General features: G+C 45.1%; 18 protein-coding genes. 5 read left to right on the top strand and 13 right to left on the bottom strand.

From position 1 onward, the window contains the following. Positions 1 to 12: 12 nt before the first annotated feature. The 7 genes from NST25_RS29565 to NST25_RS29595 form a co-directional block, all read right to left on the bottom strand. Complete coding sequence (locus NST25_RS29565) at positions 13 to 993, bottom strand: alpha/beta hydrolase (protein ID WP_076191702.1); 981 nt, start codon at positions 991 to 993, stop codon at positions 13 to 15. Between the two features lie 225 nt (positions 994 to 1,218). Beyond that, a complete protein-coding gene (locus tag NST25_RS29570; RefSeq protein WP_339188864.1) occupies positions 1,219 to 2,583 on the bottom strand; it encodes a HAMP domain-containing sensor histidine kinase in 1,365 nt (454 codons plus the stop codon). After that, the gene (locus NST25_RS29575; protein WP_038573732.1) at positions 2,580 to 3,254 is read right to left on the bottom strand and encodes a response regulator transcription factor; all 675 of its coding nucleotides are present in this window, start codon (positions 3,252 to 3,254) and stop codon (positions 2,580 to 2,582) included. Before NST25_RS29575 ends, NST25_RS29570 begins: the two co-directional genes overlap by 4 nt. Before the next feature lie 181 nt (positions 3,255 to 3,435). Further along, a complete protein-coding gene (locus tag NST25_RS29580; RefSeq protein WP_076181956.1) occupies positions 3,436 to 4,509 on the bottom strand; it encodes an ABC transporter substrate-binding protein in 1,074 nt (357 codons plus the stop codon). Then, positions 4,506 to 5,339 (bottom strand): ABC transporter permease, encoded by an 834-nt coding sequence (locus tag NST25_RS29585; protein WP_076099717.1) that lies wholly within the window; start codon positions 5,337 to 5,339, stop codon positions 4,506 to 4,508. The genes NST25_RS29580 and NST25_RS29585 overlap by 4 nt, the downstream gene beginning before the upstream one ends. Next, positions 5,329 to 6,141 carry an ABC transporter permease gene (locus NST25_RS29590; RefSeq protein ID WP_036682096.1) on the bottom strand — a complete coding sequence of 271 codons (813 nt, stop codon included), beginning with the start codon at positions 6,139 to 6,141 and terminating at the stop codon, positions 5,329 to 5,331. Before NST25_RS29590 ends, NST25_RS29585 begins: the two co-directional genes overlap by 11 nt. Further along, complete coding sequence (locus NST25_RS29595) at positions 6,131 to 7,240, bottom strand: ABC transporter ATP-binding protein (protein WP_036682445.1); 1,110 nt, start codon at positions 7,238 to 7,240, stop codon at positions 6,131 to 6,133. Before NST25_RS29595 ends, NST25_RS29590 begins: the two co-directional genes overlap by 11 nt. A 309-nt stretch (positions 7,241 to 7,549) precedes the next feature. Between NST25_RS29595 and NST25_RS29600 the strand changes: the two genes are divergently transcribed. Next, positions 7,550 to 8,650: an FUSC family protein gene (locus NST25_RS29600; protein ID WP_052097383.1), complete on the top strand. Its 1,101-nt coding sequence runs from the start codon at positions 7,550 to 7,552 to the stop codon at positions 8,648 to 8,650. An 86-nt stretch (positions 8,651 to 8,736) separates the two neighbouring features. On the opposite strand, the gene NST25_RS29605 is transcribed toward NST25_RS29600, so the two are convergent. After that, positions 8,737 to 9,627 (bottom strand): DMT family transporter, encoded by an 891-nt coding sequence (locus NST25_RS29605; protein WP_036682097.1) that lies wholly within the window; start codon positions 9,625 to 9,627, stop codon positions 8,737 to 8,739. A gap of 61 nt (positions 9,628 to 9,688) precedes the next feature. Between NST25_RS29605 and NST25_RS29610 the strand changes: the two genes are divergently transcribed. The 3 genes from NST25_RS29610 to NST25_RS29620 are packed head-to-tail and all read left to right on the top strand — an operon-like array spanning position 9,689 to position 13,040. After that, positions 9,689 to 10,597, top strand: a complete 909-nt coding sequence (locus NST25_RS29610) for a LysR family transcriptional regulator (protein ID WP_305953676.1) — start codon at positions 9,689 to 9,691, stop codon at positions 10,595 to 10,597. A 36-nt stretch (positions 10,598 to 10,633) separates the two neighbouring features. After that, on the top strand, positions 10,634 to 11,608 hold the full coding sequence (locus NST25_RS29615) for an aldo/keto reductase (RefSeq protein WP_076191692.1): 975 nt from the start codon (positions 10,634 to 10,636) through the stop codon (positions 11,606 to 11,608). Between the two features lie 40 nt (positions 11,609 to 11,648). Then, positions 11,649 to 13,040: an aldehyde dehydrogenase gene (locus NST25_RS29620; protein ID WP_340393063.1), complete on the top strand. Its 1,392-nt coding sequence runs from the start codon at positions 11,649 to 11,651 to the stop codon at positions 13,038 to 13,040. A gap of 51 nt (positions 13,041 to 13,091) precedes the next feature. On the opposite strand, the gene pgmB is transcribed toward NST25_RS29620, so the two are convergent. The 5 genes from pgmB to NST25_RS29645 all read right to left on the bottom strand — a co-directional run bounded on the left by pgmB (position 13,092) and on the right by NST25_RS29645 (position 21,258). Continuing rightward, complete coding sequence (pgmB, locus tag NST25_RS29625; protein ID WP_081386187.1) at positions 13,092 to 16,097, bottom strand: beta-phosphoglucomutase; 3,006 nt, start codon at positions 16,095 to 16,097, stop codon at positions 13,092 to 13,094. A gap of 46 nt (positions 16,098 to 16,143) precedes the next feature. Then, a complete protein-coding gene (locus tag NST25_RS29630; RefSeq protein ID WP_076124061.1) occupies positions 16,144 to 17,235 on the bottom strand; it encodes a carbohydrate ABC transporter permease in 1,092 nt (363 codons plus the stop codon). Next, complete coding sequence (locus NST25_RS29635) at positions 17,235 to 18,323, bottom strand: sugar ABC transporter permease (RefSeq protein ID WP_036682450.1); 1,089 nt, start codon at positions 18,321 to 18,323, stop codon at positions 17,235 to 17,237. The genes NST25_RS29630 and NST25_RS29635 overlap by 1 nt, the downstream gene beginning before the upstream one ends. A 173-nt stretch (positions 18,324 to 18,496) precedes the next feature. Next, positions 18,497 to 19,918 (bottom strand): ABC transporter substrate-binding protein, encoded by a 1,422-nt coding sequence (locus NST25_RS29640; protein WP_340393065.1) that lies wholly within the window; start codon positions 19,916 to 19,918, stop codon positions 18,497 to 18,499. A 335-nt stretch (positions 19,919 to 20,253) separates the two neighbouring features. Continuing rightward, entirely contained in the window at positions 20,254 to 21,258 is a 1,005-nt protein-coding gene (locus NST25_RS29645; protein ID WP_036682112.1) for a LacI family DNA-binding transcriptional regulator, read from the bottom strand. A gap of 258 nt (positions 21,259 to 21,516) precedes the next feature. Here NST25_RS29645 and NST25_RS29650 point away from each other — a divergent pair, with 258 nt between their 5' ends. Next, positions 21,517 to 22,530 carry an LLM class flavin-dependent oxidoreductase gene (locus NST25_RS29650; RefSeq protein WP_081387072.1) on the top strand — a complete coding sequence of 338 codons (1,014 nt, stop codon included), beginning with the start codon at positions 21,517 to 21,519 and terminating at the stop codon, positions 22,528 to 22,530. Positions 22,531 to 22,857: the final 327 nt, after the last annotated feature.

Here is a 22,857-nt window from a genome sequence, read left to right on the forward strand (position 1 = left end):
GTTTTCTTCTTTTTATTTAACTTCTTCCATGAATACCCTTAGGTTCTCTACGATTTCTTTGGATTTTGAATGATGTAAGTAATGTCCGCCTTCAAATGTCATTACTTTTCCATGCACAGAATCCTTGACTTGCCCTTCATGTAGAGGAATCCAGTCTTTCACGGTAGTATTATTCGCTTGTATAAAGAAGATAATGGGTAGATTCTTGTCAAATGTTAAGCCTCTGGAGGCAACAAAGTTAGGATAAATATGTTCCATTTCATTTAAGGTAGTGGAATTGTTCATATTTTTAAGCGAAATTAATTTCATTTGTTTTTTGGTTTCATCATCAAATGGCAGTCCATCATAAGGGTCACCGCTTAATTGCAAGCCCAATCTTATAATCCCTGAATCTTTAAGCAGCTTTAATTTTTTAATTGGGAATTTAACATCCATACCGCCTTGCTCCGGAACACTACTATCAATACCCACAAAAGCACTCACTTCGTTTGGATATTTCTTCGCATATTCCAATCCGTAAATACCTCCAATCGAGTGGCCCATTAGAATGTATTGGTCAATGTTAAGATTCTGAACGGCTTCATGAATTTCACTAACGATATTCTCTGTAGTTCGTTCTTTTTTCGTTTCATCACTGAGTCCATACCCAAACGGTTCAACCGCCACCACTTTGTAGAATGGTGATAACTCATCAATCAACGGCTTGAAATCAAGCGCTGGCGCTCCTGTTCCAAAGCCTGGTATGAGCACGATCGTCTGTTTACCTTCTCCTTGAATCAAAACATTCATATTTTTCCCGTCAACAGGGACTAACTGACCATAGTGCTGTATTTTTTTCTGATCTGTTTTGTTGCTGATCACATTAACTGTATAGACAACAGCTAGAAAAAGTACGACCACGATCACTATTGCTCCTAATATTTTGAGCAACAGGTTACGCAGTTTATGTTTTTTCTGTCCATTCCCCGTTTTTTTGTCCTCTTGTTGTGTCACCCTCATCTTCTCCTGTCTTTAATCTGTTTATTAAGTTCCCTTAACGTTTCGCTAATGAGATCATAACTAACAAAGATGTACCCCTCATGACGACAATATGAACTGAAAATGAACAGGTAAAAAAAATGCTACAGCAGCACAAGACAAGAAAACTTGCCTGTACTGCTGTAGCATGAAAAATCCGGGATGCATTCAAGCCCTCGCAAGGCACCGCCTGGAAGCTAATTACTCTGTCGGCGCTATAATTGGGAGGGTGACAACGATGGTCGTTCCTTGGCCGGGTTCGCTTTCCACGCGGATATCCCCTTTATGAAGCGTTACGATCTGTTTAACAATGGCAAGTCCCATCCCGCTGCCACCATATTTACGGCTGTGGGACCGATCAGCCTTAAAGAACCGTTCAAATATACGTTGCTGATCCTCAAGTGAAATCCCGATGCCAGTGTCTGTTACCCGAACGGTCACGTTGTTGATATCTTGTTTGAGGCTGACGTTAATTACACTGTTATCCTTAGAAAACTTGATGCTGTTGCCAAGGAGATTGGTCCATACCTGACTTAACAGGTCGTAGTCAGCCAGTAGGATAATAGGCTTCAGATCAAGGTCAAAGCTGATATTACGAGCCGACCATTGCGGCTGAATCGCTACGATTACTCTTCTTATCTGTTCGTCCAGGTTAAATGTAATTAGCCGTAGCTGCTGTGACTGCGATTCTAATAAACTCAGCTTCAGCAGGCTGTCGCTCATTTTAGACATCCGCTCTGCTTCTGCGATAATAATATCAAGATAACGATTTCTCTCTTGTTCTGCAAGATCTACTCGCTTGAGCGCAATCGCATAACCAGATATTGAGGTGAGCGGAGACTGGACCTCATGCGACACATTGGATACAAACTCCTTACGCATCTGCTCAAGCTGCTGCAGATCGTGCATCATTTCTTCAAAGCTGCGAGCCAAGGTACCTAGCTCACCGGTTTGCTTAATATTCAGCTCGACGTTGAAATCACCAGCTGCTATTCGTCTAGTCGCTTTGGTTAGCTTCTTGATCGGTCTGACTAAGAACATCGCAGCTACCAGAATCAAGAGGCTTCCAGCTATCAATGAATAGAGCAAGAAATTTAATATCAAATTCCTTCTGGCAGTGACGGAAGGGGGATTAAGCGTCTCCACAAACATCGCTTTGGTGCCGTCTTCCGTTCTCAACTGCAAGCCTAGGAGAAGCGCAGAAGTATTCCTGTTATGAGGTTGATAAACTTCTCCTGCGAGAACTTTTTTTATTTCTTCCATAGTTACAGGGACCGGCTTGTGCCCATTAAGTCCGTAAGATTGGAATTTACCCGCTTCATCGAATATTCGGATATAGTAGGAATCAAGCTGCTTCATCCCACTTACGAAAGAGTTGGCTTCACGTAATGGAAAGGTTTCGTAAATTTTGACTATATCCTGTCCAAAATGCAATAAGGGAATTCGCATGTTCTCTTTCAGTTTGTCTTCAAATACCCAAGTTGCCACAAACAAAGCAATGATTGTGCCCCCGATTACGGAGGCTAGGAAGGTCAGAACAACGCGTGTATATATAGATCTGATCATTCATGCACCTCAAGCCTGTAGCCAAGTCCACGCACCGTCTCAATACGAAAATCAGGAGTAGTCGCAAACCGTTCACGCAGGCGTTTGATATGCACGTCAATCGTCCGATCATCTCCAGCATAATCAATTCCCCAAATTTGATCGATCAACTGCTCGCGCGTATATACTTGTCCAGGGGTTCCAGCAAGCTTGTACAGCAACTCGAACTCCTTAAGGGGTAAGGGAAATGACTCCGTACCTTTCATCACCTTATAGGTCTGCCGATCAAGGATGACATTGCCAATTTGGATCATCTGCGTGGAGCCAATCCGATATCGTTTCAGCAATGACCTAACACGAACCGTCAGCTCTAACGGATCGAACGGTTTAGTTAAATAATCGTCCGTGCCTAATTCGAAGCCCTTCACTTTCTCCCAGGTTTCGCCTCTGGCAGTCAATATAAGTAATGGAAGATCAGGATTAGCTCTGCGGAGCTCCTTACAAAGCATCCAACCATCCATATTTGGCATCATAATATCCAGCACGACAAGATCGACATGTGTTCCAGCATATACGGCGAGCGCTTCCTTGCCATCCACAGCTTCAACTGTTTCGAATCCGTCGTTGCGGAGAAATAAACAGACAAGTTCGCGAATGTTCGCATCGTCGTCAGCAACCAGTATAGTAGGCATTCGTTTCCTCTTTTCCTGTTGTCCATTCTTACTATTATACTATATTATACTTTCGGCTAAACTGTCTGTTGTCTTGAGACTACACGATGATCAAACCGAAAAAGAGCGTCTAACACGGTTACCCGTATGTAGACGCTCTTAATGTCGTTTCGCTTTAGCTTTAGCTTTAGCTTTAGTCAGCTTACTTCTTATTCATCTTAAACATTAGGAACAGCTCATTATAATGAGCAAGCATCCGTTTGCCAAGGTTATCGTATACTTCAAGCCGGTCCGTAATTTCGGCTGGTGGATAGAAACGGGTATCCTCAGAAGTTTCCTCAGGAAGCAGCTCCAGTGCAGGAATGTTAGGCGTGGAATAACCTACATATTCTGCATTCTTAGCAGCAACGTCTGGGCGGAGCATGAAGTTGATGAACTGATGCGCTCCATCCACATTTTTCGCTGTCCGAGGAATAACCATGTTATCAAACCATTTGTTCGAGCCTTCTTCCGGCACTACATAATCCAGCTTATCATTCTCGTCCATGATCTCGGAAGCATCGCCGGACCAGACAATCCCAACCGAAGCTTCTTCATTTGCCAGCAGCATCTTGATCTCATCACCGACAATCGCCTTCACGTTAGGAGACAACTTGTTGAGCTTAGTCAGTGCTTCCTGCAGATGTGCCTCATCCTTGTCATTAACGGAATAATGCAGGCTGTTCAAGGCCATGCCCATCACTTCACGGGCTCCGTCTACCAGGAAGATGTTATTATGCAGTCTGCTGTCCCAGAGAGAATCCCAGCTGGTGAAGTCCATGCCCTTGGTCATTTCCGGATTGAAAATAATCCCGACGGTCCCCCAGAAATAAGGTACAGAATATTTGTTACCCGGATCAAACGAGAGGTCCATAAAGCGTGAATCAATATTCTTTAGATTCGAAATCTTGCTATGATCCAGCGGGATGAGCAGATCTTCTTCTTTCATCTTAGCAATGGCATAATCCGAAGGGATTACAACATCAAAGGTAGTTCCGCCCTGCTCAACCTTGGTCAACATAGCTTCATTGGAATCGAAGGTTTGATAAATGACTGTTAAGCCGGTCTCTTTTTCAAATTCCTTCAATAGATCCGGATCGACATAGTCGCCCCAGTTATAGATAGTCAGTGTGTTTCCACCCGAATATCCCTCTCTCGAATTCATCCAAGATCCCAAGTACATGAGCGCAAATGCCGTGATAAGGATCGCCAGAAAAGCATTTATCAGCTGTTTCATCTAGGCACCCCCGCTTCTGCAACAGGCTCCGCCACAGCTTCTGCTGTGTTATGGCGATTTTTCTTAAGGGTCAGGAAGTAATAACCAACCACAAGCAGAATGGTGAACAGGAAGATCATTGTCGACAGCGCATTAATCGATAGCGACACCCCTTGCCGGGCTCTAGAGTATATCTCAACCGATAACGTCGAATAACCGTTGCCTGTTACGAAGAACGTAACCGCAAAGTCATCCAGTGAATACGTAAGCGCCATAAAAAATCCGCTGAATATCCCTGGTTTAATAATCGGCAAAATTACTTTAGTCAGCACATCCTTACGGCTTGCCCCAAGATCACGGGCTGCATCCGTTAATGTAGGGCTCATTTCCTGTAGATGCGGCAAAATCATCAATACGGCAATCGGTACGCTGAATGCAACGTGTGAGAGCAGAACAGACGCGAAACCCAGCTTGATGCCAGCAATGGTGAACAGGATAAGGAACGAAGCACCAATAATGACATCTGGACTGACGATCAGCACGTTATTCAGAGACAGCAAGGTGTTCTTGGCGCGGCGATTCTGCACACTTTTAATGGCCAGCGCACCAATAATAGCGATAAGGGTTGCAATAGCCGAGGATAGCAGCGCGATCACAAGCGTATTGATTACGATGATGATCAGGCGCTTATCTTGGACCACCTCACGGTAGTAATCCAGCGTGAAGCCCTCGAACTTATGCATCGTCCCCCCACTGTTGAACGAATAGTACATTAAATAGAAGATAGGTGCATACAGAACAATGAACACCAGAACTAGGTAGAGGTTAGAGAATCCATTTTTATTTCTCATTCCGCGCCCCTTTCCGCGATCCGCCTGTGATAATCATAAACAGCGCCATAATGGCAATCAGAAACACTGCAACTGTAGAACCCATGCCCCAGTCCTGAGTGACCAGGAAATGCTGCTCGATTGCGGTGCCCAGCGTAATGACCCTGTTGCCTGCAATCAGACGGGTGATCATAAACAGGGACAGCGCAGGTATGAATACTGCCATACAGCCTGAGCGTACTCCCGAAATGGTCAGCGGAAAAATAACACGTCTAAACGTGGTCCAGCCCGAAGCCCCTAAATCACGTGCCGCATCCAGCAAGGATAAATTCAAATCCTCCAAAGCGCTGTATATCGGCAGGATCATAAACGGAATAAAAATATAGACAGATACAAATACAAAACTGAAGCCCGTAAACAGAATTTGCTGTTCTCCGATTCCAAGCAGATCAAAGAAATTATTGATCGGACCAAATGTACCGAATATCCCTATAAAAGCGTAGGTTTTTAGCAGCAAATTAATCCATGTCGGCAAAATAATCAGCAATAACCACAGCTGCTTATGTTTGGTTCTCGTCAGCAGATAAGCCGCCGGATAGGCAACCAGCAATGAGAATGCTGTAATCAGAAACGCGTACCAGAACGAGGTCAGCGTCATTTTTAAATATACAGGGGTGAAGAAACTGACGTAATTATCCAGAGTAATATGGCCATCCAAATCAAATAACGAATAATAGATGACAAGCACTACCGGTGCAATTACAAACAATGCGATCCAGAGGTAATAAGGGATGAGATAGTACGATTTGCCCTTATTCTTCATGACTCTCCACCTCGCCATAAGCTTCCAGACGTCTGTCGAATTCTTCCTCCGTTTCACCGAAACGCATAACATGAATCGCTTCCGGATCAAAATAAAGGCCAATTTCACTGCCTACAGTCGCCTTACGTGTAGAATGTACAAGCCATTCATGCCCGGATTCATCATAACAGCTGATTTCATAATGCACGCCCCGGAACAGCTGGGAATCAACCCGCACACGTAGTTTACCCTGTTCCAGCGTAGAAATTTCCAAATCCTCAGGACGAATAACAATCTCTACGGATTCATTCGGTTTCAGCCCGGCATCGAAACATTCGAAGCGGCGGCCGTTAAACTCCACCAGATAATCCTCGATCATAACTCCCGGCACAATGTTCGATTCGCCAATAAAATCCGCCACAAAACGGTTAATCGGCTCATCATAAATATCGTTAGGGGTGCCGCTTTGCTCGATTTTTCCTTTATTCATGACAAAAATCCAGTCGGACATCGCGAGTGCCTCTTCCTGGTCATGAGTTACAAAAATGAAGGTAATGCCTAACCGCTGCTGCATTTCCCGCAGTATGTACTGCATCTCCGTGCGCAGCTTGAGATCTAGCGCCGATAGAGGCTCGTCCAGCAATAGAACCTGTGGCTCATTCACAATCGCCCGGGCAATGGCAACCCGCTGGCGCTGACCGCCGGACATTTCATTAATCGCACGCTGCTCATAACCCACAAGGTTAACGAAGCTTAGCGCTTCCTGCACCTTCTTTGTGATAACATCCTTCTTAAGCTTCTTAATGCGCAGTCCGAAAGCCACATTCTCGAATACGTTCAGGTGTGGAAACAATGCGTAATCCTGAAATACCGTATTGACCTGCCGCTCATTGGCGGGAATGTGGTTAATTACTTTTCCATTTAAATAAATAGAACCGCTCGTTGGCTCAGCGAACCCGGCGATCAATCGAAGAATAGTCGTTTTACCACAGCCAGATGGACCAAGTAGTGTATAGAATTTGCCGCGCTCTATCTCAAAGCTGACTCCTTTTAACACCGGATCTTCGTCGTCATATTGCTTAGTAACTTCTTCAAATGAAATGATGGTACCTTCCTGAATAGCTATAGCTAACAACCTCCCTTACCTTAGTAATACAATACTATTTTACCCGCATCTTGCGGAGAACAATCGAAATGAGTATGCTCAGCGCTAATAAGCGACAATTTTCCCTCTCCTTCGACGCTCCAATAGATATAGCATATTAGATTGTACCATTATATGCGATAGCTTACATTGTTAAATGCTAAGCATAAACTTAACAAGTTTGTAAAAAGTCCAGTCTTCCCTGCCCTTTTTGAGGTGCTATAATGAAAACGAACTGAAAAGCCAGTGTGGTTTTCTTATTTTTGCGAAAGAAGATGAATGATAATGAACGAGGGGTTACTAGACCGCCTTGAAAAATATGGATTCTCGCTTTACATGATACGAATTACGCTTGCCGCATCACTATCCTGGGTAGCCGTACACAGTTTATATGGTGACCAATATTTATACTTTGCACCGCTTGCAGCCATTCTAATTACTCAAGCCAGTGTGAAGGCTTCACTTGAAAAAGGAATCTACCGCCTGATCGGCATTATTATCGGCGGAATCGTCAGCCTGATTGTAGGCCAATTCTTCGATGTAGGTGCATTTTCCATTCTGCTAATTCTGCTCATCGGGATTGGAATTGCCACAGCCTGTCGGATGAATATCCAAGCGGTTTCGCAGGTGGGGGTGACCTCGGTTCTGGCCCTTACCTTTTATCACAATGATTACGTGCTGTGGAGAGTCGCCGAAACCTTTATTGGTGTGCTCATTGCCTTGATCATCAATATGATTATCGTTCCACCGAACAGGTTCGTCAAGGTAAAAGCATTGGCACTCGATGGAAGCCTTCTACTTTCGGATGCTTTAAAAGGTCTCGTAGGCATAAGAAGAGATTCATCAAAGGATAATAATATGCTGGAGCAAGCAGGTAAACTGCTGTCTGCCAGCAATCAACAACAGAAGGAAATGTTCTATACCATTGCTCACTATCAGTGTCGTGGTGATCTAAAGGGACTTATACAAGCCACAGCACATCTAAAGACCATTCATTCCTATGTTAAAGAAATTGCCGACGATATTTGCTTGCTGCCAGCACATCATGCCAATTCTGACTGGATGCTGGAAGTGCTGGAGGCAACAGCCGATTGTATAGCTGTTTATGGTACCAAGACCTTATCCAAGGCTGAATGCCAACGTTCACTTACAGATTGTCTGCATCGTGCCCGCGACTTGCAGGCGGCCAGCTTCTCTGAACTGCAAGGACGGTGCTCACTGTCATCAGTTCGTGATCTAGGAGCGCTCTTCAGTCACTTAAACCGGGTACTCGAAGAAGTGGAACGCGCTAGTTCTGCTACTTACGTAGTTGCAGCTCGGCCTTCAACAGCTGAAATCACACGCGCTATACGCTTAATTAAAAAAGGACTCTCCCAGAAGCTCTAAGCTTGGGAGTGTCCTTTTTTTATGTTCTATCCCTATTAGACATAATGCCCTTTAGCACGATTGGTTACTACAACCATCCAACAAATTTAACTGACTGATTGTTTGGCAGCACGCCCTATCTTCACATTTACCAGTACAATACTGCTGACAATCAGCAATAATCCGATCACAAGGTTTATGGTAATCTGCTCTTTCAAAAAAACTACGCTGGTTGCTATCGAGATCAGGGGGATCAAGAAGGTGAATGAACCTACTTTTCCTGCTTCTCCTTCGTTAATCAGCTTGAAATAAATTAGCCAGCCCAGAGCAATAACAAAGATTGCGATAAACAAGGTATCCACAATAAAGGTTCCACTCCAGGTAATATCCGACCATTTCTCCGTAGCTGATCCCGAAAGTAGCAGAATGATGCCACCGATCGTGATTTGCATAGCCGTCATCCACAGCATATCCACACGTACAGCATTCCGTTTCATATATATTGTTCCTAATGCCCAGCTTAAGGCACTGGCTAAAGCCAACACAATTCCCCATATGGAGATACTCCCATTAATTCCGCCGATACTAAGAGAGGCTACCCCGAGAAAGCCAAGCAGCAAACCAGCCATTTTAAGCCCGTACATGCTCTCACCTAACCACAGCCAAGAAAAAATACCTAACAATACAGGCTGCAAAAATACAATCGATGAGAACAATCCCGCCGGAACATACTGCAAGCCAATTGTCTGAAATCCATAATAGAACACAATACTAAGTACCGCCGAGATCAGATAGATCGGCCAGAGCTGCTTGAAGCGAAGCTCCTTCACCTTGGGCAGTGCAATTAGAATCAGAATAATACCGCCTACGACGGTTCGAATACCTGCAAATAATAGAGGTGGAGCATAGTCTAAGGCGATTTTGGATATAGGCCAATTAATGCCCCATACAATCACCAAAAAAATAAGAAGGATCATACTTTTCTTCTGCTGATTCATTTGTTCACTTCCTTGGTGTAGATTCATCACAAATGATACAATAAACAAGAGCATAAATGAAATGAATAATAATCATAAGGGGCATATCATATTTGTTATGAACAATACTCAAATTCGTTTATTCGTCAAAATCGCCGAAAGCGGCAGCTTTACTAAAGCTGGTGTAGAACTGAATATGACACAGCCTGCGGTCAGCCGGGCGATCTCGTCCCTCGAAGCCGAATTAGACGTGAAGCTCTTGCTTCGAGACCGGCGTAATGGCCTGATGCTTACGGATATCGGCAAACGTATTCTTGTTATTTTCCGTGAAATTCTAATGGGCTTTGATAAGGTCAATCAGGAGATTTACGCGGAGAGAGGTCTTGAAAAAGGAAGTATCCGCATTGGAGCTTTCCCTGTGGCATCGGCTCATTTTCTACCGAAGATTATTAGCTCTATCACTAAAAGATATCCAAATATTACGATTAGCTTACAGGAGGGTTCTATCGCTGAAGTCAGAGAATGGCTGGATTCAAAAGAAATTGATGTTGGCTTATTGCTCGCTCCCAGTGCAGAATTCGAAACCATTCCATTATATAGAGAGAAATTGTTTGCCGTTTTTAGAGATGACCATCCCCTGCAAAAGCGATCCATTGTATGTGTGCAGGAATTAGCGAACGAGCCCATGTTGATTTGCAAAGCAGGATATGAACCGCCTGTTGTAGAGCTATTCCGCAGAAGTAATAGCCATCTGAATGTAAAATATGTGGTTAATAACTTTGCAACAGCTCTTAATATGGTTCAGGAGGGACTGGCGATCGGCGTGATGTCTGAACTGTCCTTGTTATCTCTGCCTCCAAATGTGGTTACCCGTGAGCTGCAGCCGGATGCTTATAGAGATATCCAAATTGCGGTCAGCTCGCTTGCCGACACTTCAATTGCTGTAAAGCTCTTCATTGAGACAGCGCTGGATCTTTTCACTCAAAAATAAAATGGATTAATTAATAGATGATAAGGAGTGCTGAGGATGAACTTTAAAAGACTAGGAAATAGCGGATTACAGGTATCCGCATTAGGACTGGGAACGAACGCTTTCGGCAAACGTGCGGATCAAGAGACCTCCATTCAGATTGTACATGCTGCGCTTGATCAGGGAATTAATTTCATAGACACTGCTAATATTTACGCTGGCTCAGAATCCGAGCGAATCATCGGTCTGGCCTTGGAAGGTAGGAGACATGAGGCTGTTCTAGCAACTAAAGCAGGTTTAGTCAAAAATGAGGGTCCTAACGGTAGCGGCTCCTCCCGTCGCCATTTGCTGCAGGAGCTTGAAGATAGCCTTCGCCGTCTTAAGACGGACTATATCGATCTATACCAGATTCATACCTTTGATCCCTATACGCCGCTTGAAGAAACCTTACGAACCTTGGACGATATGGTATCCTCGGGGAAAGTCCGTTATATCGGGGCCTCCAACTATACAGCATGGCAATTAATGAAGGCGATTGGGATTAGTGAAGCACGCAACTTCACCAAGTACACTTCAATTCAGTGCAGCTACTCCTTAGCAGACCGGACACCGGAGAATGAGCTCCTTTCGCTCTGCCTGGATCAAGGTGTAGGGATCATTCCATACTTTCCACTAGCTGGCGGGATTCTCACAGGCAAATATAATACAAGCGACTCAGCGCCATCGGGGTCCAGAGCAGATACCGATCCTAATTTCAAAAGATTCCTTGATGCTGACCGGATCAAGCTCGGAAGCCAAGTGAGTCAAATTGCTGAGGAAATGGAAACCTCATCTACCGCGCTCTCCTTAGCTTGGCTTATGAATCGGCCTGCCGTCTCGACGGTTATTGTCGGGGCTACGCGTGTGGAACAGCTGGAACAAAATTTGCTTAGTACCTCACTTGTACTTAATGAAGAAACTTCGGCCAAGCTGGATGAAGCCAGTGATTCCTTCCGTTATCGCGAGCCGTTCGCTTTTTACCGGCTCCCATAGTCGTATGCTCTAACTTCTTACAAGGATGGAGGAAAGATTAATGACAACCTATACAGCTGACAGCATTCAAGGAATGCTTGAAGAGCATAAGATTTTTTTTAATAGCGGCGTAACTAAGGAGGTTTCTTTTCGTCTCCAGCAGCTGCTCAAGCTTAAGAATATTATTAAACAATACGAAGGACGTATCATCACCGCACTACAACAGGATTTAGGAAAAGGTGAGTTCGAAGCCTATGCCACAGAAATCGGCTTTACGCTGGACAGTATCGGCTACATGATGAAACATCTTAAGCGTTGGGCGAAGCCTGTAAAGGTTCGATCGCCGCTGCACTTATTTCCTGCAAAAAGTTATATTTTAAGTGAGCCTTACGGCACAACGCTCATTATTGGCCCGTTTAATTATCCATTTCAGTTGCTGATTGAGCCCCTGATCGGCGCCATTGCCGCTGGTAACTGCGCTGTCCTCAAGCCATCTGAGAGCACACCTGCCATCTCGTCCGTGGTTGAACAGCTTATTCAAGAGACCTTCGAGCCGCAGTATATCCGCGTAATTCAAGGGGAAAAAGAGACCACTAATTTACTGATCCACGCCAAGTTTGATTATATATTTTTTACAGGCAGTGTGCCTGTCGGCAAAATCGTTATGGAAGCAGCAGCCAAAAATTTAGTGCCTGTAACCTTGGAGCTTGGCGGGAAAAGCCCGGTTATTGTTGATAAGACCGCTAATCTTGATGTTGCAGCGAAACGGATTGTCTGGGGCAAGCTGCTAAACGCGGGTCAAACCTGTATTGCACCGGATTATCTGTTAGTCCACAAGGATATTGCCAAAGAATTGATTACCAAACTCAAACATCACGTCACTGAGTTCTACGGTCAGGATGCACAGCCTAATACAGATTATGGCCGGATCGTGAATGATCGCCAGCTGCAAAGACTTGCTGACCTCATTGCGCGAGATCAGAGCAAGGTGATTATGGGCGGCACCATCGTGCCAGAAGAACGTTATATTGAGCCTACTTTAATCTATCCTGCCACTTGGACGGATGCTGCTATGGAAGATGAGATCTTCGGTCCGATCCTCCCAATATTGGAATATCATCAATTGGATGAGGCCATTCAGAGTATTAATGAACATCCAAAGCCACTGGCACTATACCTATTTACGGAGGATAAGAGTGTAGAACAAGAGGTGCTGTCCCGGGTCTCATTCGGGGGAGGGTGTATCAATGATACGATCTCACATGTGGCGAGCACTTATCTTCCGTTTGGTGGAGTAGGAAACTCTGGAATCGGGGGTTATCACGGGAAGTATAGCTTTGAGGTCTTCTCCCATCGTAAAAGCATCGTCAAGCGAGGCACACGGATCGATCTCGGAATCGTGTATCCTCCTTATGGCAATAAAGTGAAGCTGGTTCGAAAAGTAATGAAATAAACAAAGCAGCAAACCTCCCATGATCGGGAGGTTTGCTGCTTATCAGGGTAACTACGCAAACAGCTCTAACAATTTCTCAACACTTATCTCTGCGGTGGAAGCCAGACATAGATCCGCGGTCCCGGTTACGAGCGCCACTCCAGCTCCCACTGACCTCATACCAGCAGCATTAATTGCGGCTATTCCTTCCTCGGTATCCTCAATCGCCACACAGCAGTCTGGGGATATGCCCAGCATCTCCGCAACCTGCAAGTGAATCTCTGGATCTGGCTTGCTTCTACGCAAGTTGCCAGGGTCAGCCACCGCCTGAAACCAATGCCCGATCTGCAAGCGTTCGAGAATCAGCAGCGCATTCTCATTCACTGAAGCCAGTCCGATAGCAATCCCTCTTTGCTGCAAATCGGACAACACGCTGTGGATACCCGGATACAGCTCAGCAGGCGTCATTTGCTGAACCAGCTGTCTATACTTCTCGTTCTTTTTGTTGCAGAGCATTCCCTTTACCGGTTGCGGCAAATTCAGTCCACTACTCTCCAGAATGACTTCTAAAGATTCCATTCGACTTAGGCCCTTAAGACTCTTATGCTTCTCTCGATCAAAAGAAAGCGCAAGTTCATCCGCCAGATCCTTCCAAGCCTCATAATGATACTCTCCAGTGTCAGTAATTATCCCGTCCAGCTCGAAAATAACAGCTTCAAGCTGCTTCACATTCGAAAGCCTCAGCGGCTTCTGTGCAGACAACTGTATAAGGTTTCCCTTATGCATAATCTCAAGCTCTTCGCCCTCCAGCAGCGTATAGATCACTTCTGTATCACTCACAAAAATATCCAATAGCTGTCCAGCGCATGTTATTTTAAACCGATAGCTCTCCCACTGCGCTGGCACACTAGGATTAAATGATAACATCCCGCCGCATAAGCGCATGCCACCAAAACCATTCACAATCGACAGCCAGGAGCCTGCCATAGCAGCAGTGTGCAGTCCATCCTTTACGTTGCGGTTGATATCATCCAAGTCCATCCGTACCGTGCGGTCAAAATAGGAATAGGCTCCCGTCAAATCACCAATCTCAGCAGAGATTATACTGTGAATGCACGGTGACAATGAAGAATCATGCGTCGTCAGCGGCTCATAATAATTATAATTCCGGATCTTATCCGCCAAGCTGAATTGGTCACCCAGTAGAAACATCGCCATTACCAAGTCCGCCTGTTTCAACACCTGATGCCGGTAAATTACCAGCGGATGGTAGTTGAGCAGCAGCGGATATTTGTCAGCTGGTGTATGCTCGAAATCCCATTTTTTCTTGGAGAGAAACGTGTCGTCTTGAGCATAAATGCCAAGTCCCTCATCAAAGGGGATAAACATTTTGTCCGCCGCTTCCAGCCACACTAATGTCTCATGCTCAGTCAGACCGATTTTTTGCTTCAGGCGTTCAAAATGCTCAGGATACTGCTTAGACAATATCCCTGCCATCTCGTGTGCATAATAAAGCTGATCCTGGACCATAAAGTTGGTGTATGCATTATTGTTGACGATAGCTGTATATTCATCAGGACCGGTTACTGCATCAATACAAAAGACACCGCCCCTAGCCGGATTAAAGTACCCCAAGTCCAACCAAAAGCGGGAAGTTTCGAATAAAATTTCCGCTCCCTTCGTAACCAAAAAATCATAATCTCCGGTAGCCAGTACATACTGCTTGATGGCATACGCAATATCCGCATTAATATGCATTTGCGCCGTGCCTGCCGGGAAATACGCAGAGTTCTCTGCCCCGTCTATAGTCCGCCAAGGGAACAAGGCTCCCTTCTGCGACATTACCGCTGCACGCTCCCGTGCTTTGTCTAACGTGGCATAACGAAATTCGAGCAGCTTTCGGCTAATCTCCGGCTGTGTGAACGTAAAGAAGGGCAGCATATACATCTCGGTATCCCAGAAATAGTGCCCTTCGTATCCTTCACCCGTTAATCCCTTGGCTCCAATATTCGTAACCCCATCACGGCCTACGGATTGAAGCAGTTGAAAAGCATTAAAGCGAATGCCCTGCTGAAGCGCAAGATCACCATGAATCTCCACATCCGTATGTGCCCAGTATCGATCCAGATAAGCCTGCTGTTCCTGGGCAAGCGCTTCAAACCCGCTATGGTCTGCTAAGTGTAATATTTCAGTACTTCTACTAAGTAGTTCGTCTTCTGGATAATCTTTAGAGGTATGGTAAGAGATATATTTGGTTAGCGAGACGCTTTCCCCACGCTCCACCGGGACGACAAACTGCACGGATAATTTCTGCCCCTCATGCTGCACGGTCCTTTTACCCTCAGATCTTGAATCGAGCTTATGACTTACCCCTGTTAATAAGGCAAACTGGGTATGCCGCGTCCGCTGCTTCATCCATAAGAAGGACTGTCCCGGTTCATGACCGGTATCCTCCAGGAGCAGACTGGGCTCCTTGCCTCCCGAGCCCAATCTGGGATCATCCGTTACCTTAGGTTTTTGGATCTTGCCGTCGATGGATGAAGTGAAGGTAAGCACTCCGCTGAAATTCAGCGCTTTAACCTCATAATCTATCGCCGCCAGATGTTTGTGCTGCAAAGTCACCATCCGCCGGATATGAAGCTGTACCCGGTGACCAGCTGGAGATTCCCATTCTACCTGCCGATGCAGAACCCCGCTTCGCATATCCAGCTTTCGTTCATAATGGTGCACTTGCCCACTGTTTAACTGAAAGGTCTGCCCTTCAATACTCAGTTCAATAATCTTGGCATCTGTTACGTTCAGCATCGCTTGATTGCGGGATGGATATCCGTACGCTCCTTCTGGATATACAATGGGCTCCGAATCAAAAAAACCATTCAAATAATTGCCTGTTACAGACGAGCCTGAGCTGCCGTGGTAACCTTCTTCGAAATTACCGCGCATACCAATATATCCATTGCCAAGCGCAAAAATACTCTCGCTTCTTTGATTGTTCTCTTCACTATAAGCTTCCTCATCAAGACTCCACTCCCGGTAAGGATATACCGCCGCCGGATGTACGTATGGTTTCATCTTCATCTCTCTAAGCTCCCCCTGATCACAGTTTCATTCGGGTTCTAAATCATTAACCTTTCACCGACCCACCCATAAGCCCTCTGACGAAATACTTTTGCAGCAGGAAAAAAATAGCGAGCGGCATCAGCATAGAGATAAATGCAGCCGAAGTAAGTAAATGCCAATCGTTGCCTCGTGAGCCTACTAAATCGGCAATTTTCATCGACATGACTTGCACAGACGGTTGATTGCCGATAAAAATCAATGAGACTAAATAGTCATTCCACACCCATAGGAATTGGAAGATCCCGATAGAAGCCAGTGCTGGCACGGATAGAGGCAGAATTAGCCTACTGAATATAGTGAAATGACTTGCCCCATCCATGAAAGCCGATTCGAACAAATCCTTCGGCAATTGACTGATAAAGTTGTACATAAAGTACGTAACCAGCGGTAATCCAAAAGCCGTATGCGCCAGCCAAATTCCCAGATAACTTCCGTTTAGCCCAAGTGCGGTATAATCCTTAAGCACTGGAATAAGCGCAACCTGTATCGGAATGACGAGCATTGCAATAATGATCACAAAAAGGATTCTGCGCCCAGGAAACCGCAGCCAGGCAAAAGCATATGCAGCAAAAGAAGCGATCAGCACCGGAATAACTGTTGCTGGAACAGCAATCGTTAGCGTATTCCAGAAGGCCTGTGACAATCCGGAGCCTTTTTGCACCGTTTCACTACCATCAGCCTGTTTCAGCTTGTATTCCTTACCGGAAAGCACATTATTATAGTTATCCAGCGTGAGATCCGGTGTCATCTTCCAACCTTGTATCTGTTCATTTACGGTACGTGCTCTACGATTCTCCCACATAAGCCGGCTGCCATCTGCCTTCACGCCAGCCTTCAGCTCATCATCTGTATAAGTTTTACCGTTCACCTCAATTGGCTCCCGAAGATCCACATCCTTGGATAGCTGAATCGTCTCTCCAGCCTTCCACTCCTGATGAGGAAAAGCTTTCCACCATCCGGTTTGCAGAATGTCAGCAGCCGGACGGAAGGAGGAAATAAATAGCCCAAGAGTCGGAAGCAGCCAAATAAAACAGATCACACCCAACACGATATTTACAACCGTTTTGCTGCCTTTTCTCTTCTTTTTGCCAGCCATTAGAATCCCCCCTGCTTACGGAACTGACGTAGATTGATTATGATTACAGGCAGCACCGCGATCAGTAGAACAATAGCCAGCGTGGAGCCGTAGCCGAAATTACGGTACATAAAGAATTGCCGGTAGAACTGTGTAGCAACAACCTCTGTATCGTATTGACCTCCTGTCATCACCATGACGACGTCAAATATTTTCAACGTAAAGACGATAATGGTCGTTGTCACTGTCAGAATGGTTGATGAAATATATGGAATCATGATTCCAAAGAAAATCTTCACCTCATTTGCTCCATCCACTCGTGCAGCTTCCAAAATGTCGTCAGGAACCCCTTTGATTGCTGCCGAGAAAATCACCATTGCAAATCCCGTCTGCATCCAGATCAAAATGATAATGAGGAAAAAGTTATTCCATGGCTGAAGCATACTCGTCCAGGCTTGGGGTTCTCCCCCAAAATAAGTAACGATTGCGTTCAACAGCCCGATTTGTTCGTCACCCGGTTGATAGTAATATACGAATTTCCAAATGACTCCTGCCGCTACAAAGGAAATAGCCATCGGCATAAAGATGATCGATTTGGCGATTTTCTCATAGCTGCTGCGATCGGCAAGAATAGCAATTAAGAGCCCGAATGCTACACAAGCAAGCGTGCCAACGAATACCCAAAGTAAATTGTTACGCAATGCCGTTGCCATCAGATGATCGCTAAAGATCGCTGCATAATTGCTCAGACCCACAAATTTTTCTGAAGAAGCATTAAAAAAGCTCAAATATAATGTTCGCAGTGCAGGCAGGACCAGTAACCAGCCCAGAATAATCACTGCCGGACCAATAAAGATATAAGGCAGCACCTTTCGCCGGATATGATCAGGGTACTGCTCAACCGCCCAAGTCAGCGTATAGTAAATCAGATAAACACCTAGAACTCCCCAGAGGACAGCCAGAACCGCTGTTAGCAGCGGATTTAATGTGGAATCCCGGAAGAATAAAAAGATTGCGCCGTTAACAACAATATTCGCTAACAACACAACTAGGGACAACATTACCGCCTTCAGGCTGACGGTTGGCCTAGCTTGTGGTTGTGTTGGCATTTGTGGCTGTGGCTGTGATTGTGCACCCATATTAGCTCCAGCTCCTCCTATAAGTTTTGCGGAGCAAAACTCTTATCATAAGCATCGAACTCACTAGTTAGAAAACAAAAAGAGGGGCAGACAATCCTCTTTTCTCACTGCCCCTCTTTTTACTGTGCGCTTTAAATATTAGGTTAGTTGTTCCAGCCGGACTGGATTTGTTCCAAGGCTTGATCCAGTGTCGCTGTACCGCTCACATAGTCGGTCATCCCTTTCCAGAAGGTGCCTGCACCCACTTTACCTGGCATCAAATCAGAGCCATCAAAACGCAGTGTGGAAGCATCTTGAACCAACTTCGCCATCCGGCGATCAGATTCAGAGGTATACCAATCAAGGGAAGCATCATTCATAGGAGCAATTACGCCGCCAGATTGTACCCAGCTCTTAATCGACTCTCCAGTGGTGAAGAATTCCATGACTGCACGAACCTCTGGACGATCGTTGAACATAGCGTAAATATCACCTGCAACCAGCACTGGTTTACCATATTGCGCATCAATTGGCGGCAAGTAGAACCAATCATAATCCTGATCAACCTTTGCCGTTTCAGGGAAGAAGCTTGTAATAAAGTTACCGAGCATATTAAACCAGGCTTTAGGCGGATCAGTGAACATTGGCGCTGGGGCATCCCCGAAGGATGTCGTCACGATAGACTTAGCACCACCGTAAACATAATCCTTGTTAAGCCAAATTTTAGACATGATTTCAACAGCATTTTTTACTTCTGGTGAAGTAAATGGCAGTTCACCTTTTACCCACTTATCGTAGTTCTCAGGCGTAGTCGTACGAAGCATTATATTTTCGACCCAGTCTGTTGCTGGCCAACCCGTTGCAGCACCACTCTCAATGCCAATAGCCCAGGCAGGATCGCCATCCTTGGCAATTTGTTCAGTGAGTGCCATCAGCTCATCCCAAGTTTCAGGAACCTTGTAACCTGCATCATCAAATTGTTTCTTTGGATACCATACCAAGCTCTTTACATTACTGCGGTTCCAAATCCCCGCCATGATCTTCCCGTCTTTTCCGTCCATCGTAGACATATCGAGCCAGCTCTTGTTGTAATTAGCCGTCAATTTGTCTTGATCCAGCACACCGGTTAAATCGATAACCTTGCCCGTCTTAGCAATCGATGCCAGCAATCCCGGCTGCGGGAAGTCAGCGATATCAGGAGCATTTCCGCCGTCCACCCTAATATTTATTGTTGCTTCGAACTCCTTGGAGCCCTCGTATTGAATATCGATCCCTGTCTTCTCTTCAAATTCTTTAATGCTGCTCTCAAATTTCACTTGGTCAGCATCTACGAAGGGTCCAAACATGGTTACTTTAGTCCCTTTATATTCACCTTTCATCGCTAAATCTAACGGGGAACCCGAAGGTTCAGCAATAGGTGCATTTGTCGATTTCTCGGTGTTATCTGCTGTTGGGCTGACTGTTGCCGCCGGTGGATCTGTAGGCGCCGCATTATTGTTGCCTCCGCCGCATGCGCTCAGCGTCATTGTGAAGGATAAACACAGTACTAAAGCCAACGACTTTTTACGTCCTGAGATCTTCTTCATCTTTTGTACATCCCCTTTAATGGTTATAGAGATAACATCTTATTCAATCATCCGGGCACCCTGGCATGTATTAGCAGCTTGTAGCAGATCACCTCCTTGCAAAGCTTTTCAGAAGACAGGTAAATATCCTAAAATCAAACTCCATCACAAATGTAATTTAATAATAGCGCTTACATTTTTTATATTATCATAATTAGTAACCGTTTCCAATCGGAAAATGAGATGTTTTTCATAAGAATTCATACTATTTTCTATCCTAACATTTAAATTTTAATTAAGACCGATACATGGCTCTGAAAAGCTTTTCAGAAGAAGGTCACAAAAATAAAGAGCCTTTATTTTTCCCGCGTGGATTCCCGCACAATCAGCTTATGCTCCATCTTTTCATTCAATACCTGGACACCACCTGTTGTGAGCAATTCATGCAGCATCTCCGCCGCACGATACCCTAACTCATAAATCGGCTGCGCAATCGTGGTCAGCTTTGGAATGAACATACTCGACATCCGCAAATTATCAAATCCAATCACAGATACCTGACCCGGAACTAGAATATTACGATCCTTCAGATAAGAAATCGTCCCCATTGCAAATTCGTCAGCAACACAGAAAACGGCGGTCAGCTCGGGATAATCAGTAAACAACTCATGCGCAGCTTGATAAGCGTGTTCGAATCTGTGATTGGCATATTTGCTCTTCACAATATTCTGCTGTAGTCCAAACTCTGTTAATGCTCTTACAAAACCCTCATAACGAGGCGGGCCGGATACGGAGTTATCATGGTTAAAACCAATCATGCCAATGTCCTTATGCCCTAAATCAATCAGAAACTTTACCGCATCGTAAGCCGCCTGTTCATCATCCACCTCCACAGATGGAATGTCGTACTCATCAGAATGCGAGGATACCAACACAAAAGGAATTCTACAACCGACTAATTTGTCATGTGTCTCAGGATAAAGGACATCACTGGCGAACACGATCCCATCCACCTGCTTCTCATGAAAGTTATCGATGTAAGACAGCATCCGTTCTTTGTCGCGGTCCGTATTGCAGATCATTAAACTGTATCCGAGCTTGATGCATGCATCCTGCATTCCCCGAATAACCCCTGCGAAATACAGGTTCTCAATATCCGGAATCAGCAGGCCCAGTGTAAAAGACTTCTTGTAGATCAGGCCGCGTGCAAACGCATTTGGTTGATATTGCAAACGTTCTACAGCCTCCATCACTCGATTCCGTTTGCTCTCTACGACCGTATTCGGTGCATTCATAACACGCGATACGGTGCTGATCGACACCTCCGCCATTCTGGCAACATCTCTTATGGTTGGCTTCATAACGATAACTTCCTTTTTTTCAGGTAACTTTTCGATGTGATTATAGCAAGCCCGTTAAGAAATAACAACAGATTTTTTAAAGCGCTTACATTTTATTTTAAAGACATACTTATTCCTTATCTAATCATTACAAAGCGCGTATAACTTACTTAAAGTGTGTATATAGTTTTATTACATGGTATACTAGGCGAGTAGCATTATTCGCAGCTACAAATACTGCTCTAGACTATCTGAGCGTTTATTATAGGAGGGATTACATTGAAGCAACAGCGCGATATTCGATTCTCCGTACTGGACTTAGCCTCTATTGTGGAGGGTGGCACAGCGGCAGACTCTTTTCATAACTCTTTAGCTTTAGCTCAACATGCTGAGGCATGGGGCTATCACCGGTATTGGTTTGCTGAGCATCACAACATGATTGGTGTTGCCAGTTCTGCTACCTCACTCTTAATTGGCCACATTGCTGGCGGCACAAAAAGCATACGCGTAGGCTCTGGAGGCATCATGTTGTCCAACCACGCACCACTTGTCATTGCGGAACAATTCGGGACCCTCGAATCCCTATATCCAGGACGGATTGATTTAGGACTGGGCAGAGCCCCAGGATCCGATCAACCGGCTTCCCGTGCGCTACGCCGTGGTCTCGGAAGCAACGGCAGTGACTTCCCCGAGCAGTTAAGTGAGCTCAGAGCCTACTTCGATCCTGCAGGTGCAGGATCACGACCGGCTGGGGTTCGTGCTGTTCCTGGTGAAGGCTTGAATATCCCCATCTGGCTGCTGGGCTCCAGCGGTTTTAGTGCTCAGCTGGCAGGGAAGCTAGGTTTACCTTTTGCTTTCGCCAGCCATTTCGCACCAGAATATTTACTACAGGCTTTACACATCTATCATAGTAATTTCCGTCCTTCAGCAGCACTCGACAAGCCTTATGTGATGGTCGGAGTTGGCATTACAGCAGCCGATACCGTGAATGAGGCAAGACGACTGGCTACCTCGCAGCAGCAGCAATTCCTTAATATCATCCGCGGACGTACGGGGAAGTTACAACCACCGGTTGATAGTATGGAGGGGCTATGGACGATGCAAGAAAAAGCAGCCATGCTTGAGAAACAGCGTTACTCTTTCGCTGGTGATAAAGCAGCAATTAAAGAACGGCTTCAAGAAATCCTGCAAGAGACACAGGCCGATGAATTGATTGTTTCTGGTGGAATTTATGATCCTAACGCTCGTCTACGCTCTTATGAGATTGTAGCCGACGCTATGAAGGAAATCTAATTTATCATCATAATTAAGGCAAGACGATAGGTCTGGTATCGGGGTTTGAGCCCTATTCCATATGTATGTCTTGCCTTTTTATTTTGCATTCATAATCGTTCTCAATAAAACACAATAAAAACAATGAATTACATAAAAATAAAGAGTTAAATAGAGAAAACTGGTGTAAAACCATTAATATAATTGATATTTGATCAAATATGATGGATTTCCTTGTAATATCCCATTTTTGTTTAGATATTATTTTGATTATACTTTAGTTATTCGCTATAACGAACGAATTGGCGGTATATCTCTACCCTCTCCTTCCACTTTCACGGAGATTCC

It is taken from the genome of Paenibacillus sp. FSL E2-0190 (assembly GCF_037992965.1).
Lineage (GTDB): Bacteria > Bacillota > Bacilli > Paenibacillales > Paenibacillaceae > Paenibacillus_AQ > Paenibacillus_AQ odorifer.

Excerpts from the sequence above, each read along its gene's own strand:
- pgmB (WP_081386187.1), bottom strand. The coding sequence starts at position 16,097 with ATGAAGATGAAACCATACGTACATCCGGCGGCGGTATATCCTTACCGG.
- NST25_RS29645 (WP_036682112.1), bottom strand. The coding sequence starts at position 21,258 with ATGAAGCCAACCATAAGAGATGTTGCCAGAATGGCGGAGGTGTCGATC.
- NST25_RS29610 (WP_305953676.1), top strand. The coding sequence starts at position 9,689 with ATGAATAATAATCATAAGGGGCATATCATATTTGTTATGAACAATACT.
- NST25_RS29590 (WP_036682096.1), bottom strand. The coding sequence starts at position 6,141 with ATGAAGAATAAGGGCAAATCGTACTATCTCATCCCTTATTACCTCTGG.
- NST25_RS29635 (WP_036682450.1), bottom strand. The coding sequence starts at position 18,323 with ATGCCAACACAACCACAAGCTAGGCCAACCGTCAGCCTGAAGGCGGTA.
- NST25_RS29580 (WP_076181956.1), bottom strand. The coding sequence starts at position 4,509 with ATGAAACAGCTGATAAATGCTTTTCTGGCGATCCTTATCACGGCATTT.
- NST25_RS29605 (WP_036682097.1), bottom strand. The coding sequence starts at position 9,627 with ATGAATCAGCAGAAGAAAAGTATGATCCTTCTTATTTTTTTGGTGATT.
- NST25_RS29600 (WP_052097383.1), top strand. The coding sequence starts at position 7,550 with ATGAACGAGGGGTTACTAGACCGCCTTGAAAAATATGGATTCTCGCTT.
- NST25_RS29585 (WP_076099717.1), bottom strand. The coding sequence starts at position 5,339 with ATGAGAAATAAAAATGGATTCTCTAACCTCTACCTAGTTCTGGTGTTC.
- NST25_RS29570 (WP_339188864.1), bottom strand. The coding sequence starts at position 2,583 with ATGATCAGATCTATATATACACGCGTTGTTCTGACCTTCCTAGCCTCC.
- NST25_RS29615 (WP_076191692.1), top strand. The coding sequence starts at position 10,634 with ATGAACTTTAAAAGACTAGGAAATAGCGGATTACAGGTATCCGCATTA.
- NST25_RS29630 (WP_076124061.1), bottom strand. The coding sequence starts at position 17,235 with ATGGCTGGCAAAAAGAAGAGAAAAGGCAGCAAAACGGTTGTAAATATC.
- NST25_RS29575 (WP_038573732.1), bottom strand. The coding sequence starts at position 3,254 with ATGCCTACTATACTGGTTGCTGACGACGATGCGAACATTCGCGAACTT.
- NST25_RS29640 (WP_340393065.1), bottom strand. The coding sequence starts at position 19,918 with ATGAAGAAGATCTCAGGACGTAAAAAGTCGTTGGCTTTAGTACTGTGT.
- NST25_RS29620 (WP_340393063.1), top strand. The coding sequence starts at position 11,649 with ATGACAACCTATACAGCTGACAGCATTCAAGGAATGCTTGAAGAGCAT.